12 protein-coding genes are annotated in these 16,181 nt (G+C 71.8%); 5 read left to right on the top strand and 7 right to left on the bottom strand.

The annotated features are described in order from the left end of the window. Nucleotides 1-65: 65 nt before the first annotated feature. Together LXM90_RS18045 and LXM90_RS18040 are read left to right on the top strand one after the other, a co-directional pair. Nucleotides 66-5,372 (top strand): alpha-2-macroglobulin family protein, encoded by a 5,307-nt coding sequence (locus tag LXM90_RS18045; protein ID WP_234080980.1) that lies wholly within the window; start codon nt 66-68, stop codon nt 5,370-5,372. A gap of 287 nt (nt 5,373-5,659) precedes the next feature. After that, nucleotides 5,660-6,784: a mechanosensitive ion channel family protein gene (locus LXM90_RS18040; protein ID WP_234080979.1), complete on the top strand. Its 1,125-nt coding sequence runs from the start codon at nt 5,660-5,662 to the stop codon at nt 6,782-6,784. Nucleotides 6,785-6,887: 103 nt separating this feature from the next. Here LXM90_RS18040 and rlmN read toward each other — a convergent pair whose 3' ends face one another. After that, nucleotides 6,888-8,162 (bottom strand): 23S rRNA (adenine(2503)-C(2))-methyltransferase RlmN, encoded by a 1,275-nt coding sequence (gene rlmN, locus LXM90_RS18035; protein ID WP_234080978.1) that lies wholly within the window; start codon nt 8,160-8,162, stop codon nt 6,888-6,890. 98 nt (nt 8,163-8,260) lie between these two features. Here rlmN and LXM90_RS18030 point away from each other — a divergent pair, with 98 nt between their 5' ends. Then, nucleotides 8,261-8,917, top strand: coding sequence for a class I SAM-dependent methyltransferase (locus LXM90_RS18030; RefSeq protein ID WP_234080977.1), 657 nt, complete (start codon nt 8,261-8,263; stop codon nt 8,915-8,917). A 156-nt stretch (nt 8,918-9,073) separates the two neighbouring features. Here the strand turns inward: LXM90_RS18030 and grxD are convergent, their stop codons facing one another. From grxD to recQ, 5 genes are all read right to left on the bottom strand, one after another. Beyond that, nucleotides 9,074-9,412 (bottom strand): Grx4 family monothiol glutaredoxin, encoded by a 339-nt coding sequence (grxD, locus tag LXM90_RS18025; RefSeq protein ID WP_012318124.1) that lies wholly within the window; start codon nt 9,410-9,412, stop codon nt 9,074-9,076. A 39-nt stretch (nt 9,413-9,451) separates the two neighbouring features. Continuing rightward, the gene (locus tag LXM90_RS18020) at nt 9,452-9,946 is read right to left on the bottom strand and encodes a DUF29 domain-containing protein (protein ID WP_234080976.1); all 495 of its coding nucleotides are present in this window, start codon (nt 9,944-9,946) and stop codon (nt 9,452-9,454) included. A 23-nt stretch (nt 9,947-9,969) separates the two neighbouring features. Beyond that, entirely contained in the window at nt 9,970-10,206 is a 237-nt protein-coding gene (locus LXM90_RS18015) for a BolA family protein (RefSeq protein ID WP_007568343.1), read from the bottom strand. Between the two features lie 26 nt (nt 10,207-10,232). After that, on the bottom strand, nt 10,233-12,458 hold the full coding sequence (gene purL, locus LXM90_RS18010; RefSeq protein WP_234080975.1) for a phosphoribosylformylglycinamidine synthase subunit PurL: 2,226 nt from the start codon (nt 12,456-12,458) through the stop codon (nt 10,233-10,235). Between the two features lie 154 nt (nt 12,459-12,612). Further along, nucleotides 12,613-14,454, bottom strand: a complete 1,842-nt coding sequence (recQ, locus tag LXM90_RS18005; protein ID WP_091927279.1) for a DNA helicase RecQ — start codon at nt 14,452-14,454, stop codon at nt 12,613-12,615. 83 nt (nt 14,455-14,537) lie between these two features. On the opposite strand from recQ, the gene LXM90_RS18000 reads away from it, so the two are divergent. Further along, nucleotides 14,538-14,777 carry a type II toxin-antitoxin system VapB family antitoxin gene (locus LXM90_RS18000; RefSeq protein ID WP_056523518.1) on the top strand — a complete coding sequence of 80 codons (240 nt, stop codon included), beginning with the start codon at nt 14,538-14,540 and terminating at the stop codon, nt 14,775-14,777. After that, nucleotides 14,777-15,178: a type II toxin-antitoxin system VapC family toxin gene (locus LXM90_RS17995; protein ID WP_234080974.1), complete on the top strand. Its 402-nt coding sequence runs from the start codon at nt 14,777-14,779 to the stop codon at nt 15,176-15,178. The genes LXM90_RS18000 and LXM90_RS17995 overlap by 1 nt, the downstream gene beginning before the upstream one ends. A 4-nt stretch (nt 15,179-15,182) precedes the next feature. Here LXM90_RS17995 and denD read toward each other — a convergent pair whose 3' ends face one another. After that, nucleotides 15,183-16,160 (bottom strand): D-erythronate dehydrogenase, encoded by a 978-nt coding sequence (gene denD / locus LXM90_RS17990; RefSeq protein ID WP_234080973.1) that lies wholly within the window; start codon nt 16,158-16,160, stop codon nt 15,183-15,185. Nucleotides 16,161-16,181: the final 21 nt, after the last annotated feature.

Genomic DNA, 16,181 nt, shown 5'->3' with positions numbered 1-16,181 from the left:
GTGCTAGGCTCCGGCGCGACGGGACCCGGGACGAATCATCGGGATTGCGGGTGGGGAACAGGCTGATGGCGCGGCTCGGACGGCTCGCGGGTGCCCTGGCGCTCCTCGGAGGGATCACCAGCAATCCGGCCCTCGCCCAGACCGCGCCAGCCCTGTCCCCACCTGCGGCCCGCACCGCGCCCCGCCCGGCGACGGCCGTCGCCGCGCCGTTCACCAGGACCTTCGTCCGGGCCGACCTCGCCAGCGCGGCGGTCCGCCTGGAGACCGCGCTGAAGGCGGAGGCCGGGGGCCCGCTGCGGCCCGCCGGCCAGTCCCGCGCGGCCGGGCTGGCCCTGCTCGCCGCCGACAAGCCCGACGAGGCGCTGGCGCCTTTGACCGCCGCGGTGGCGGCCGATCCCGCCGACGCGCGCAACTGGCAGGCCTATGCCCGGGGGGCCGCGGCGGCCCTGGGTGCCCTCGAGGACAACGACTACCAGGGCCGGTCGCGCCTGCGCGGGCGGGTGACGGCCGCCGCCTACCGCGCCTACGAGCGCGCCGGCACGGCGGCCGACGCCGCGGCCGCGCTGGCGGCGCTCGGCGCCGCCGAGGCCGAGCAGGAATCCTGGCGCCCGGCGCTCGACGCCTACGCGGCGAGCCTCGCCCTGGCCGAGACCGGTTCGGTCCGGGAGACCTACGAGACCGTGCGGGCGCAGCACGGCTTCCGCATCCTCGACTACAAGGTCGATTCCGACGCGGCCGCTCCCCGGGCCTGCTTCACCTTCTCGGAGGCGATCCGCCCCAAGACCGACTACGCCCCCTTCGTGGCCGTCTCCGGCAGCAGCGCGGCCGCCGTGACCGGGGAGGGCTCCCAGGTCTGCGTCGACGGGCTCAAGCACGGCGGCCGCTACGCCATCGTGGTCCGCCAGGGCCTGCCCTCCGCGGTCGGCGAGAGCCTGCTCAAGGCCGCCGATTACGAGATCTACGTCCGCGACCGCGCCCCGCAGGTGCGCTTCACCGGGCGCAACTACGTCCTGCCCCGGACCGGCCAGGCGGGCGTGCCCCTGGTCTCGGTGAACGCGCCCAAGCTCGACGTCGAGGTGCTGCGGATCGGCGATCGCGGCCTGCTGCCGACCCTGCGGTCGGAGGATTTCCTGGGCCAGCTCAGCGGGTCCACCGCCCGGACGATCGCGTCCGAGAAGGGTCAGCGCGTCTGGAAGGGCACCCTCGACACCGCCAAGGCCGAGCTGAACCAGGAGGCCGTCACCGCCTTCCCGGTCCTCCAGGCCGTGGGCAAGCTCGAGCCCGGCCTCTACGTGATGCTGGCCCGCCCCTCCGGCACGGCCGCCGCCGACGAGGAGTACGACACCCAGGCGACCCAGTGGTTCGTGGTCTCCGACCTGGGGCTCACCGCCACCAAGGGCCGGGACGGGGTCACCGTGGTCCTGCGCTCGCTCGCCTCCGCGCAGGTGATGCCGGGCGCCGAGATCCGGCTGGTTGCCCGCAACAACGAGGTGCTGGGCACCCGGACCACGGACGCGCAGGGCCACGTCGCCTTCGATCCCGGGCTCGCCCGCGGGGAGGGCGGCCTGGCGCCGAGCCTCGTGGTCGCCCAGGCGGGCGGCGATTACGGCTTCCTCGACCTCAACCTCGGCGCCTTCGACCTCACCGACCGCGGCGTGAAGGGACGGCCCGAGACCGGCGGCCTCGACGCCTACCTGTTCCCGGAGCGCGGGGTCTACCGCACGGGCGAGACCGTCCAGCTCACCGCCCTGCTGCGCGACCCCCGCGGCGCCGCCGTGCCGGACCTGCCGCTGACCCTGGTGGTCAAGCGGCCGGACGGCGTCGAGTACCGGCGCGTCTCGGTGCCCGACCAGGGGCTTGGCGGCCGGGCCCTGCCGCTGCCGCTCCTGTCGGGGGCGATGCACGGCACGTGGCGGGTCTCCGCCTACACGGACCCGAAGGCGCCCGCGATCGGCGAGACCAGCTTCCTCGTGGAGGATTACGTCCCCGAGCGGCTGGAGGTGACCCTCAAGGCCCGGCAGGTGGCCCTGAACCGGGGTGAGGCCGCCCAGGTCGACGTCGCCGCCCGCTACCTCTACGGCGCCCCGGGCTCCGATCTCGACGTGTCGGGCAGCGTGACCGTGCAGGCGGCGGCCACCAGCGGCATCAAGGGACTGGAGACTTATTCCATCGGTCTCGACGACGAGGCCGTGGAGCCGACGACCCAGGAGTTGCAAGACCACGCCACCACGAACGCGCAGGGCGGTGCCACCGTCACGGTGCCGGTGCCCCAGGTCGCGGCGCCGCGGGCGCTGGAGGCGAAGATCACGCTGGCGGTCGGCGAGCCCGGCGGCCGGGCGCTGTCGCGCAGCCTGACCCTGCCGATCCTCCCGGCGAGCCCGGTCCTCGCCCTGCGCAAGGGCTTCACCGACCTCAAGGAGGGCGGGATCGCGGGCTTCGACGTGGTGTTCGCGCGCCCCGACGGGGCGCTCCTGGCCCGGCCGGGCGTGAGCTGGACCCTGTCGCGGATCGACTCCTCCTACCAGTGGTACCGGGCGGACGGGCGCTGGTCGTTCGAGGCGGTCAAGTCCGCGCGGCGCGTCGCCAGCGGCACCGTCGACCTCACGGCCGCCGGCCCGAGCCGGATCGAGGCGCCGGTCGGCCTCGGCCGCTACCGGCTGGAGGTCTCGACCGCGGGCGCCCCGGAGGCGGGTGCGAGCCTCGGCTTCGAGGTGGGCTGGGGCGGCTCCGAGACCGCAGAGGCGCCGGACCTCCTCGACCTGACCCTCGATAAGGCCGCCTACGCGGCCGGCGACACGCTGCGGGCCAAGCTCAGCCCGAAGTTCAAGGGTCAGGCCAGCCTGATGGTCGTCAGCGACCGCGTGCACCAGACCCTGGAAGTCAGCGTGCCGGAGGGCGGCACAACAGTCAGCATTCCGGTGAAGGCCGAGTGGGGCGCCGGCGCCTACCTGGTGGCCACCGCCTACCGGCCCCTCGACCAAGCGGCCAAGCGCCTGCCCGGCCGGGCGCTGGGCCTGGCGTGGTTCTCGGTCGACCGGGAGCGGCGCAGCCTCGGGGTCGCCCTGAAGGCGCCGGAGCGGGCGCGCCCGCGCCAGGACCTGACCCTGCCGGTCCAACTCACCGGGCTGAAGGCCGGCGAGCCGGCGCGGATCACCGTGGCGCTGATCGATGTCGGCATCCTCAACCTGACCCGCTACGCGGCGCCGGACCCGACCCAGTACTTCCTCGGCCAGCGGGCGCTCGGGCCGGAGGTCCGCGACCTCTACGGCTACCTGATCGACGGCATGCAGGGCTCGGCCGGGGCGATCCGCTCCGGCGGCGACGCGGGCGGCGGCGAACTGGCCGATTCCCCGCCGACCCAGGCGCCGCTGGCGCTCTACTCCGGCGTGGTGACCGTGGGGTCGGACGGCGCGGCCAGCGTCACCTTCCCGATCCCGGCCTTCAACGGCACCGGCCGCGTCATGGTCACCGCCTGGAGCGGCGACCGGGTCGGGCAGGCCCAGGCCGACGTGATCATCCGCGATCCGGTCGTGCTCAGCGCCACGCTCCCGCGCTTCCTCGACACCGGCGACCGCTCGCGCCTGTTCGTGGCCCTCGACAACGTCGAGGGGCAGGCGGGCGAGTACACGGTTGACCTGAGCCCGACCGGCCCTGTGGTGGTCGGCGCGAGCGCGTTGCGCCAGACGCTGCGGCTGGAGGCCGGCGCCAAGGGACAGTTCGCGATCCCGCTCACCGCCGCCGGACCGGGCACGGCCCGCCTCGACCTCGCCCTGTCGGGGCCCGGCCTTCCGGCCGCCCTGAACCAGAGCTTCGCACTGGGGATCTCGCCGGGGACCGGCGCCCTGCTGCGCCGCTCGGTGCGCAGCCTCGACCCGGGGGCGAACCTGACGCTGACGTCGGACCTCCTCGCCGACCTGCAGCCGGGCACCGGCAGCGTCTCGCTCTCGGCCACGGCCCTGCCGGGGGTCGACGTGGCGGCCCTGCTCCGGGCGCTCGACCGCTATCCCTACGGCTGCTCCGAGCAGGTGGTGAGCCGGGCGATGCCGCTGCTCTATGTCAACAAGCTCGCGGCCCTGGAGAAGCTCGCCATCGACGCGGGCGCGGACGAAAGGGTGCGCGAATCGATCGAGCGCCTGCTCGCCCGCCAGGATTCGAGCGGCGATTTCGGCCTGTGGTCGGCGCAGGGGTCGAGCGACCTCTGGCTCGACGCCTACGTGACCGACTTCCTGACCCGCGCCCGCGAGCGCGGCTTCGCGGTGCCGCAGAAGGCCTTCACCCAGGCCCTCGACTACCTGCGCAACGCGGTGGCCAACGCCACCGAGGTGCGCAACGGCGGCGCCGACCTCGCCTACGCGGCCTACGTGCTCGCCCGGAACGGCCGGCCGGTGATGGGCGACCTGCGCTACCTCGCCGACACCAAGATCGGGGACTTCTCCTCCGCCCTCGGGCGCGCGCAGCTCGCCGCCGCCCTGGCCCTGCTCGGCGACCGCGGCCGGGCCGCCAAGACCATGGAAGCGGCGCTCACGGTCCTGCGCGCCGAGCGCGACAAGGGTGTCTACCGCGCCGATTACGGCTCCCGCCTGCGCGACGGGGCCGGGCTGATCACGCTCGCCGCCGAGAGCGGGCTGGCGCAGGGGGCGCTGGGCCCTGCGGCTTCCGTGCTCGGCGAGGAGCAGCAATCCGAGCGCTCGACGAGCACGCAGGAGAATGCTTGGCTGGTGCTCGCCGCCGAGAGCCTGTCGAACGAGGCGGGCGCCCTCTCGTTCACACTGGACGGCGCCCCGCAGACCGGCCTGCTGGCCCGGGTCTATCGGGAGGCGGCCCTGGCCGACCGGGGCGTTCAGCTCACCAATACCGGCCGCGCGCCTGTGCAGGTGGCCGTGACCGTCAACGGCAGCCCCCTGGTGCCGGAGCCGGCGGCGCAGCAGGGCTACACGATCGAGCGCAGCTTCCGCCGCCTCGACGGCAGCGTCGTCGATCCGGCGAGCGGCCTGCGCCAGAACGACAGGCTGGTGGTGGTGCTCAAGGTCACCGAGGCCAAGGCGGAGGCGGCGCGGCTCCTCTTGGTCGACCCGCTGCCGGCGGGGCTGGAGATCGACAATCCGAAGCTCCTCGACGCCGACGCCCTCCAGGGGCTCGCCTTCGCCAAGTCCGACGTGCAGCCGGTCCACACCGAGTTCCGGGACGACCGCTTCGTAGCCGCCTACGACCGCGACCCGAGCCAGTCGGCCTTCTTCACGGTGGCCTACACGGTGCGGGCGGTCTCGCCCGGCACCTACGTCCATCCGGGCGCCACCGTGGAGGACATGTACCGGCCGGCGCGGTTCGGCCGGACCGCCTCGGGCAGCGTGACGGTCGGGGCGGCGAAGTAGGGCGGGCGTTCGGACGCTTCGATCGGTGCTCCCGCCCGTCATCGCGAGCGCAGCGAAGCGACCCAGGACAGCGCGCCATCGGTGAGCGTGGCGCTACCCTGGATTGCTTCGCTGCGCTCGCAACGACGGTGGTGCGGAGGCCGTCGTCCGGATCCGACTAGGACGTCACGGCGCAACCCGCCGGGCCGGGCTGCTGCGTTGCGGCGGGCACATGGTGCGCTGCGGAACCGCCGCGAGCGCCCACCCATTCCCACAGGTCCCGTTCGGAACCCGTGGAGCGATGCCCGATGCCGGACCTCGACGCGCTCGCCGGCTCCGCAGCCCGCGCGCTGGCCTACCTGCCGTGGTGGGCCGAGAGCCTGATCCTCATCGTCGCCTGCTGCGCCGTGGTGATGCCCCTGCACGGGATCGTCTACCGGGCGATGAAGCGGGCGGTCGCGACCAAGAGCCTGTTCTGGCGCTCGCTGGTGTCGCGTACCCGCGGGCCGAGCCGCCTCGGCCTGATCGTGGTGGCGATCAGCCTCGCCTCGACCACCGTGCACCTGTCCTGGGAGGTGCGGATCGCCCTCAACCAGATCCTGCTGGTGGCCTTCGTGACGCTGACCGGCTGGTGCTGCGCCACGGCGCTGCACATCGCCACGGTGATCTACCTGCGGCGGTTCAAGCTCGACGCCGAGGACAACCTCCTGGCGCGCAAGCACTTCACGCAGATGCGCATCCTGGAGCGGGCCGGCGTGACGCTGGTGGCGCTCGTCACCCTGTCTGTGGCGCTGATGACCTTCGAGCCGGTGCGCCAGTACGGCGTCAGCCTGCTCGCCTCGGCGGGCGCGGCGGGCCTCGTCCTCGGTCTCGCCATGCAGCCGGTCCTGTCGAACCTCGTGGCCGGTATCCAGATCGCCATCACCCAGCCGATCCGGATCGAGGACGCGATCATCGTCGAGAACGAGTGGGGCTGGGTCGAGGAGATCACCGCGACCTACGTGGTGGTCCGCCTCTGGGACTGGCGCCGGCTGGTCCTGCCGCTGACCTACTTCATCCAGAAGCCGTTCCAGAACTGGACCCGCGACGGCGCCTCGCTGATCGGCAGCGTGTTCGTCTACGTCGACCACCGGGCGCCGGTCGCGGCGATGCGCGAGAAGCTCGCCGAGATCGCCGGGGCCACGCCCCTGTGGGACGGCAAGGTGGTCAACCTTCAGGTCTCGGACGCGAAGGAAGCGACGATCGAGATCCGGATGCTGGTCAGCGCCCGCAACGCGCCCCAGGCCTGGGACCTGCGCTGCGTGGTCCGCGAGGCGATGATCACGTGGCTCCAGGCCGAGCACCCCGAGGCCCTGCCGCGGCACCGCACGGAATGGGTCGGGGCCGCGGAGATGCCGCTTCGCCGTGCGGAGGAGCGGCGGTTTGCGGCGTGAGCCACCTCGTCATCGCGAGCGCAGCGAAGCGACCCAGGGCTGCGCGCCATCTGTGCGCGTGGCGCTTCTCTGGATTGCTTCGCTGCGCTCGCAAAGACGGGTGTCAGTCGTCGGCGCCGGCGTAAAAACTCTCCACGCCGATGCCTTCCTCCTGCATCAGCCGGGCGCGAGCGCGCAGCTTCTCGGTCTCGCTCTTGAGCTGTCCGCAGGCCGCCAGGATGTCCCGGCCCCGGGGCGTGCGGACCGGCGAGGCGTAGCCGGCGTTGAACACGATCTCGGAGAAGCGCTCGATCCGGTCCCAGTCCGAGCACTCGTAGCGGCTGCCCGGCCAGGGGTTGAACGGGATCAGGTTGATCTTGGCCGGGATGCCCTTGAGCAGGCGGACCAGCTCCCGCGCGTCCGCGTCCGAATCGTTGACGCCCTTCAGCATCACGTACTCGAAGGTGATCCGGCGGGCGTTGCTCAGGCCCGGATAGGCCCGGCAGGCCGCGAGCAGCTCGGCGATCGGGTATTTCCGGTTGAGCGGCACCAGGTCGTCGCGCAGGTCGTCGCGCACGGCGTGGAGCGAGATCGCCAGCATGGCGTTGGCCTGCTCGCCGAGCCGCGGGATCTGCGGCACGACCCCCGACGTCGAGACCGTGATCCGGCGGCGGGACAGGGCGAGCCCCTCCTGGTCCGACATCACCCCGACAGCGTCGACCACGGCGTCGAGGTTGTAGAGGGGCTCGCCCATGCCCATGAACACGATGTTGGTCACGAGCCGGCCGACCTCGCCGGAGCCGCCGGCGTCGCGGCTTGGCATCTGGCCGGGCCAGTCGCCGAGCTCGTCCCGGGCGGTGACGAGCTGCTGCACGATCTCGGCCGCCGAGAGGTTGCGCACGAGGCGCTGCGTGCCGGTGTGGCAGAACGAGCAGGTCAGCGTGCAGCCGACCTGGGAGGACACGCAAAGCGTGCCGCGGTCGGGCCCCGGAATGTAGACGCACTCGATCTCGGCGCCGCGGTTGTGCTCCTGCCGGTTGGTCGGCGCCATGCGCAGGAGCCACTTGCGGGTGCCGTCGCGCGAGACCTGCCGGCTCGCCACCTCCGGCCGCTCTAGGGTGAAGTGCTCGGCGAGCTGCGCCTTCAGCGCCTTGCCGACGTTGGTCATCTCGGCGAAGTCGGACGCCCCGCGGAAATTGACCCAGTGCCAGACCTGGCCGGCGCGCATCCGGCTCTCGCGCTCGGGCACGCCCATGCCGATGAGCTGTGCCTTGAGGGCGTCGCGGGTCAGGCCGACCAGCGAGGGGCGGCGGCCGGGCAGCGCCTCGGGGAGGAGATCCGGCGCCTTCTCGATCGCGGCATCGGCCGCGCGGGCGCTGTCGAGCGACGGCGTCGCCATGGCGTTCAAACGATCCATACGTTGGAAAGGGTCTGATATAGGCGATCGCGGCGGCGAAGGCGAATGCGTGCCGCCCACAGGGGCCCTGACGGAGAGCCATGGCGACCGACACCCGAGCCGGGCAGGCGATCTACAATCCGCGGACGCTGCAGATCTACAACCTTGTCGTGCTGCGCCTGTCGAACCCGCTGATCTGGCGCTGCCCCACGGCGCGGATCCTCGATCTCTACGACCGGCACGCAGGCCTCGCGCATCTCGACGTCGGGGTCGGGACCGGCTGGTACCTCGACCGATGCCGGTTCCCGGCGCCCGCGCCGCGGGTCGGCCTGATGGACCTCAACGCCGACAGCCTCACCTTCGCGGCCGACCGGATCGCGCGCTACCGGCCCGAGACCTACCGGGTCGACGTGCTCGTCGCCCCGGCCACCGGCATCGCGCCGTTCGACTCGATCGGGATGACCTACCTGCTGCACTGCCTGCCGGGCGACATCGCCGCGAAGGCGAGGGCCTTCGACACGGTGCGACCGTGCCTGGCCGATGACGGCGTGGTGTTCGGCGCCACGATCCTCGCGGCCGGCGTCCCGACCACGGGCGCGGCGCGGGCGCTGATGCGGGTCTACAACCGCAAGGGGGTGTTCTCGAACGCCGCCGACACCCTGCCGGACCTGCGCGCGGCGCTGGACCGGCGCTTCAGGTCGGTCGAGATCACGGTCGTCGGCTGCGTGGCGCTGTTCGTCGCGCGGGAGCCGCGCTGATCCATTCGCCGTCTTTGCGAGCGCAGCGAAGCAATCCAGCGGCGCCACGCCCGCCGAGCTCGCGCTGCCCTGGATTGCTTCGCTCCGCTCGCAAAGACGGGCACGAAAAAGGGCGCCCGCGGGCGCCCTCATCCAATGTGCCGAGTCTCGAAAGAGTCAGGCGGCGGCGGTCTTCACCGGCACGCCCTTCTCGGACAGGAAAGTCTGCAGCTCGCCCGACTGGAACATCTCGCGGGTGATGTCGCAGCCGCCGACGAACTCGCCCTTCACGTAGATCTGCGGGATGGTCGGCCAGTTCGAGAAGGCCTTGATGCCCTCCCGGATCTCCTGATCGGCCAGGACATTCACGCCCTTGAACGGCACGCCGAGGTAGTTGAGGATTTGCACCACCTGCCCCGAGAAGCCGCATTGCGGCATCTGCGGCGTACCCTTCATGAACACCACCACGTCCTGGGAGGCGATCTCGTTCTGGATGGTCGTGTTGACGTCGGTCATCGCTCTGTCCTTGTTCGTCGGTCGTATGTGAGGTCTGAGTCAGCGGCGCGCAACCGATGTAGCGATCGTGCGAAGGGCGCGCTCAATATCGAAAGTCTCGGTCAGCAGATCCTCAGGACGGAACGGGCAGGCCTCCGGCAGCCCCGGGAGCAGCGCGTTCCCATAGGCGCTAAGACCAGCCTCGGCCGCCGTGACGGCCGATTTCCAGATCCTGTTCCAGTTCAGCCTTTGCCGCATCGACGCTTCGTAGGTGTTCCGGGCGGTGATCTGGAAGGTCGCGATCTCCTCCCGCCAGTGCAGGCTGGCCGGCGCGAGCGGGGCGGATGCGCGCTTGAGGAGGTGGGCGAGCGTCTGGATCAGCAGACCTTCGACGGCCCGCAGATGCGAACGACCAACGCTCTCGATCTCCTCGGCAACGTTCTCCCAATCGACCGCGTTCGACAGCTCAGGCCGTTCGGCCAGCGCGCGCAGGGCCGCCGCCTGCTCCTCGGCCCAGGTCACGATGTCGTCGTCGTAGAGACTCGGTCGGTCCATCGGGAGCGCTCCCGCGAGAAGGCTCAATCCTGCGGGACGCCCGTGGTCAGCGCAAGGGCGTGGAGCACGCCGCCCATCCGGCCCTGGAGGGCGCCGTAGACCATCTGGTGCTGCGCCACCCGGGTCTTGCCCTTGAAGGCCGCCGACAGGACGGTGGCGGCGTAGTGGTCGCCGTCGCCCGCGAGGTCGCGGATCTCCACCTGCGCGTCCGGCAGGGCCTCGCGGATCATGCGCTCGATCTCGCCCGCATCCATCGGCATCGGGAAACTCCTCGTCAGAACGGGGCTCAGGCGGCCGGCGCGGCCGGTTGGCTCGCCATGTAGTCGGGCAGCCAGCCCTCGTGCGCCGCATTCAGGTCGGCGAGCGATATGGTCTCGCCGCCCGGCAGGGTCAAACGGTCGGAGCCGGCGACGCCGACCGAGGCCGCGGCCACGCCCTGGGCCGCGGCGGCCGCTAGGAGATCGGTGGCCGTTTCCGGCCGCACCGCCAGCAGGTAGCGGCCCTGGTCCTCGCCGAAGAGGTAGGCGTGGGCCGGCAGGTCCACCGGCACGTCGGAGAGCGCCGCGCCGATCCGGCCCGCCATGGCCATCTCGGCGAGCGCGACGGCGAGGCCGCCATCCGCGAGGTCGTGGACCGTGTCGACGGTGCCGGCCTGGATCAGGCCGCGGACGAAGTCGCCGTTGCGGCGTTCCAGGGCGAGGTCGACGGGCGGCGGCGCCCCCTCCTCGCGACCCTCGATCACCGACAGGTAGGCCGACTGGCCGAGCCAGCCCTCGCTGTCCCCGATCAGCACCAGCACGTCGCCTTCGCGCTTCAGGGCGATGGTCGCGTGGCGCGCCACGTCGTCCAGCACGCCGACACCGCCGATGGTCGGGGTCGGCAGGATGCCGACGCCGTTGGTCTCGTTGTAGAGCGAGACGTTGCCCGACACGACCGGGAAGTCCAGCGCCCGGCAGGCCTCGCCGATGCCCTGGAGGCAGCCGACGAGCTGGCCCATGACCTCGGGTTTTTCCGGGTTGCCGAAGTTCAGGTTGTCGGTGATGGCGAGCGGCTTGGCGCCGACCGCCGTGATGTTGCGCCACGCCTCGGCCACGGCCTGCCGGCCGCCCTCGACCGGGTCGGCCTCGCAGTAGCGCGGGGTCACGTCGCAGGTGAGCGCGAGGCCCTTCGGCCCGTCCTCGACCCGCACGATGGCGGCGTCGCCGCCGGGCTTCTGGACGGTGTTGCCGAGGATGAAGTGGTCGTACTGCTCGAAGACCCAGCGCTTCGAGGCGAGGTCGGGGGAGCCGACGAGGCGCTTCAGCGCGTCGGTGAGCGAGGCCGGGGCCGCCACATCGGCGGCCGCGATCACCGGCTGGTGCGTGTTGGCCAGATGCGGCCGGTCGTAGAGCGGGGCCTCGTCGCCGAGCTCCTTGATCGGCAGGTCGGCCACGGTCTCACCGTGCCATTTGATCACGAAGCGCAGCGTGTCGGTGGTCCGGCCGATCACCGCGAAGTCGAGTCCCCACTTCACGAAGATGGCTTCGGCCTCGGCCTCCATGCCGGGCTTGAGCACCATGAGCATGCGCTCCTGGCTCTCCGAGAGCATCATCTCGTAGGGCGTCATGCCCTCCTCGCGGGCCGGCACCTTGTCGATGTCGAGCTCGACGCCGAGGTCGCCCTTGGCGCCCATCTCCACCGCCGAGCAGGTGAGGCCCGCCGCGCCCATGTCCTGGATGGCGATGACCGCGCCGGAGGCCATCAGCTCCAGGCAGGCCTCCAGCAGCAGCTTTTCGGCGAAGGGATCGCCGACCTGCACGGTCGGGCGCTTCGACTCGGATTCCTCGTCGAACTCGGCCGACGCCATGGTGGCGCCGTGGATACCGTCGCGGCCGGTCTTGGAGCCGAGATAGACGATCGGGTTCCCGACGCCGGCGGCGGCCGCGTAGAAGATCCCGTCGGTGCGGGCGAGGCCCACAGCCATGGCGTTGACCAGGATGTTGCCGTCGTAGCGCTTGTGGAAGCCGGTCAGGCCGCCGACCGTCGGCACGCCGAAGGAGTTGCCGTAGCCGCCGACGCCCGCGACCACGCCCGAGACGAGGGCGCGCGTGCGCGGATGGTCGGGGGAGCCGAAGCGCAGGGCGTTGAGCGCCGCGATCGGCCGCGCGCCCATGGTGAAGACGTCGCGCAGGATGCCGCCGACCCCGGTCGCCGCGCCCTGGTAGGGCTCGATGTAGCTCGGGTGGTTGTGGCTCTCCATCTTGAAGACGCAGGCGTGGCCATCGCCGATGTCGATGACGCCCGCATTCTCGCCCGGCCCCTGGATCACCCACGGCGCCGAGGTCGGCAGCCCGCGCAGGTGCTTGCGGGAGGACTTGTAGGAACAGTGCTCGTTCCACATCGCCGAGACGATGCCGAGCTCGGTCAGCGTCGGGTCGCGCCCGATCAGGCCGCGGAAGCGCTCGTACTCGTCCGGCGTCAGGCCGTGCTGGGCCACGAGCTCGGGGGTGATCGGAACGTCGTTGCGGAACATGGGCGGTCTCGACGAGGGCGGTCCGGGAGCCCCGGCAGGGCCCTCGACCCGATGCGCGACCCGAACCGGGCCGCGCGCGGCGACGGTGACGGATTAGTGCGTTCCGCCACCGCGTTGCAATACGCCGGCACGGCTCGCCGTGTATGGGTGCCGGTCACGCCGCGGGCGGATGGGCCAGAAAATCGGCGATCGCGGCCACGAACCTGTCGCCGTAGGCCTCGCGCTTGCGCTCGCCGACCCCGTGGACGGTGCGCAGCGCCCAGAGATCGACGGGCTTCTGGCGGGCCATCTCGATGAGGGTCCGGTCCGGGAAGACCATGAAGGCCGCGATGCCCTCGGCCCGGGCGAGCGTGGCGCGCAGGCCGCGCAGGTGCTGGAACAGCGCCTCGTCGGTCTCCGAGAGGGCGATCTCGCCGTCCTCGCGGGCGGCGGCCCGGCGGCGCTCGCGGGACTCGGTCTTCGGCTCCGGATCGGGGCGGAGCTGGACCGGCTCCCGGCCGAACAGGATCGCCTCGCCCTTCTCGGTCATGGAAAGGCCGCCGTAGCCGTCGGCGTTCTCGGCGATCGCCCCGGCGGCGAAGAGCTGGCGCAGGATCGCCCGCCACGCCGCCACCGGCTTGTCCGCCCCGACCCCGAAGGTCTTGAGGCTCGCGTGGCCGTTGCGGCGGATCTGGTCGCTCTCCTTCCCGTGGACCACGTCGCAGATATAGGCCGCGCCGAAGCGCTGGCCGGTGCGCACGATCGCCGACAGGATCTTCTGGGCCGGGACTGTCCCGTCCACGAGGGTGACGCCGCCGCGGCACAGGTCGCAGCGGCCGCAAGCACCGCTCGACTCGCCGAAATAGGCGAGCAGCGACTGGCGGCGGCAGGTGGCGCCCTCGCACAGGGTGATCATCGCCTCGAGCTTGCGCCGCTCGACCCGGCGGCGGTCGTCGGAGATCTCCTTCTCGTCGATCTGGCGGCGGCGGAGCGCCATGTCGTCGAGGCCGTAGAGGGTCAGGGTGTCGGCGGGCAGCCCGTCGCGGCCGGCGCGGCCAATCTCCTGATAGTAGCCCTCGACGTTGTTGGGCATGTCGGCGTGGCAGACGAAGCGCACGTCCGGCTTGTTGATGCCCATGCCGAAGGCGACGGTGGCGGTCATCACCACCCCGTCTTCCTGCAGAAACCGGTCCTGGTTCGCCATCCGCGTCGCCTGGTCGAGACCGGCATGATAGGGCAGGGCGTCGAACCCGTCCTTCCGGAGGGTCTCGGCCAGCTGCTCGGTGCGCTTGCGCGACGAGCAGTAGATGATCCCACTCTCCGCGCGCCGGTGCTTCAGGAACCGCTCGATCTGCCGGGCCGGGTTGTCCTTGGGCTGGAAGGTCAGCCGGATGTTCGGCCGGTCGAAGGAGTGGACGAAGATCTTCGGGGGCCGGTCCTGCGGGAACAGGCGCTCGGCGATCTCGGCGCGGGTCGCGGCGTCGGCGGTGGCGGTGAGCGCCAGGGTCTGGACGTTGCCCAGCGCCGTCCGGGCGCGAGCGATCTCCCGGTACTCGGGCCGGAAATCGTGCCCCCACTGCGAGACGCAGTGGGCCTCGTCGACGGCCAGCCGCCGGACGCCGGCGCCGCGCAGGGCGTCCATGCAGCCGTCCATCAGCAGGCGCTCGGGGGAGACGAACAGCAGTCGCAGGTCGCCGGAGCGCAGGGCGCGCCACGTCTCGCGGGACTCGGATTCCCCGACCGTCGAGTTCAGGGTCGCGGCGCGGATGCCGACGCTGCGCATCTGCTGGACCTGATCGTGCATCAGCGCGATCAGCGGCGAGACCACCACGGTGAGCCCCGGATCGACCAGCGCCGGGAGCTGGTAGGTCATCGACTTGCCCGAGCCCGTGGGCATCACGGCGAACACGTCGGTCCCGTCGAGCACCGCGCCGATCACCTCGTCCTGGCCGGGGCGGAAATCCTCGTAGCCGAACGTCTTCTTCAGCGCGGCGCGGGCCTCGTCGAGGCGGGTCATCGGGATCCTTGATCGGGTGTCTGCACCGGGCTTGCGGCGCGGATGTGTAGACACTAGCCTCAGCTGTCTACACGGAGGCGATCGTGCCGCTCAACATCCGCAGCGAAGTGGTGAATCAGCTGGCCGAGAAGCTGGCATCGCGGGCCGGCGTGAGCAAGACCGAGGCGGTGCGGATCGCGCTTCAGAACGAGCTGGATCGGCGGGAAGAGTCGCTGACTGAATTTCTGGAGAAGATCCGCCCGATACAGGAGGCCCTTGCCGCCTACCCGAAGACCGGCCTCAAGGCCGACAAGACCTTCTACGACAGCCTCTATGAGGACTGATGTTCATCGATGCCTCGGCGCTGGTGGCGATCCTGTGCCAGGAGCAGGGATATGAACGGGTGGCAGATTGTCTCCGCCAAGCTCCGCATCGTCTGACCAGCGCCCTCGCCCAGTTCGAGGCTGTCATGGCGGTGGCTCGCATTCGGTCGCTGCCGCCTGAGACCGCCGAGAGACTCGTGAACAGCTTCCGCGAGACGGTCGGTATCGGGATGGCCTCCCTCGGCCTTGCCGAAATCCGCATCGCCGTTGCGGCCCATGCCCGCTACGGCAAGGGCCGCCACCCGGCGCGCCTGAACCTCGGCGACTGCTTCGCCTATGCCTGCGCACAGGTGCACGGCGTGCCGCTGCTCTATGTCGGCGACGATTTCCCGCAGACCGACATCCACTCCGCCCTCGCCTGAGGCTTCAGCCCCCGTGGAACTCGGCCACGTGCTGGGCCACGATCGCGTCGAAGGATTCATCCGCCTGGAAGCCCAGGGCCAGGGCGGCCTCCGGCTCGAACGCCTCCGGCCAGGAGCCGACGATCCGCGCGATGGTGGCGTCGGGTTCGCGCCGGATCAGCGCCACGGCCTTGTCGCCCGCCGCGCGCCGCAGGGCCTCGATCTCCTCCGCCACCGTCGCCGAGACGCCCGGCATGGTCAGGCTGATCCGCGGGCCGATCGCCGCGAGATCGAGTCCGGCCGCGTGGGTGAGGAAGCCCACCGCCGCCGCGGGGCTGGCGAACCAGTGCCGGACCGTGTCGGGCACCGGCAGGATCGCCTCCTGGCCGGCGAGCGGCTCGCGGATGATGCCCGAGAAGAAGCCCGAGGCCGCCTTGTTGGGCTTGCCCGGCCGCACGCAGATCGTCGGTAGCCGCAGGCCGATCCCGTCGAGGAAGCCGCGGCGCGCGTAGTCGGCGAGCATCAGCTCGCCCATGGCCTTCTGGACCCCGTAGGAGGAGGCCGGGCGCAGGATGTAGTCGTCCGGGATGACCTTGGGGAAGGGCGGCCCGAACACCGCGAGCGAGGAGGTAAAGACCAGCTTCGGCCGGTATCCGTCCGCCGCGCTGGCCGCCCGGATCGCGTCGAGGAGCAGGCGGGTGCCGTCGAGGTTGACCCGGTAGCCCAGCTCGAGGTTCGCCTCGGCCTCGCCGGAGACCACGGCGGCGAGGTGGAAGATGACCCCCGGCCGCTCGGCGATGGCGGCCTCGGCGGCGCCGGGCGCCGTGAGGTCGGCGGCCTCGGCCCGCACCGGGCCGGAGAAGCCCTCGGGCGCCGACGGCGGCACCACGTCGAGGAGCGTGAGGGCGGTGAGCGGCTGTCCGCCGACCCGGCCATCCCCCACCAGGGCGTCCACGAGGCGGCGGCCGATCATGCCGGCGGCGCCGAGAATCAGGGCGTGCATGGAAAACCTCCCGTCGGGTTG

This window comes from Methylobacterium oryzae (genome assembly GCF_021398735.1).
Classification (GTDB): Bacteria; Pseudomonadota; Alphaproteobacteria; order Rhizobiales; family Beijerinckiaceae; genus Methylobacterium.
This window is presented reverse-complemented; position numbering and strand designations above follow the sequence as displayed.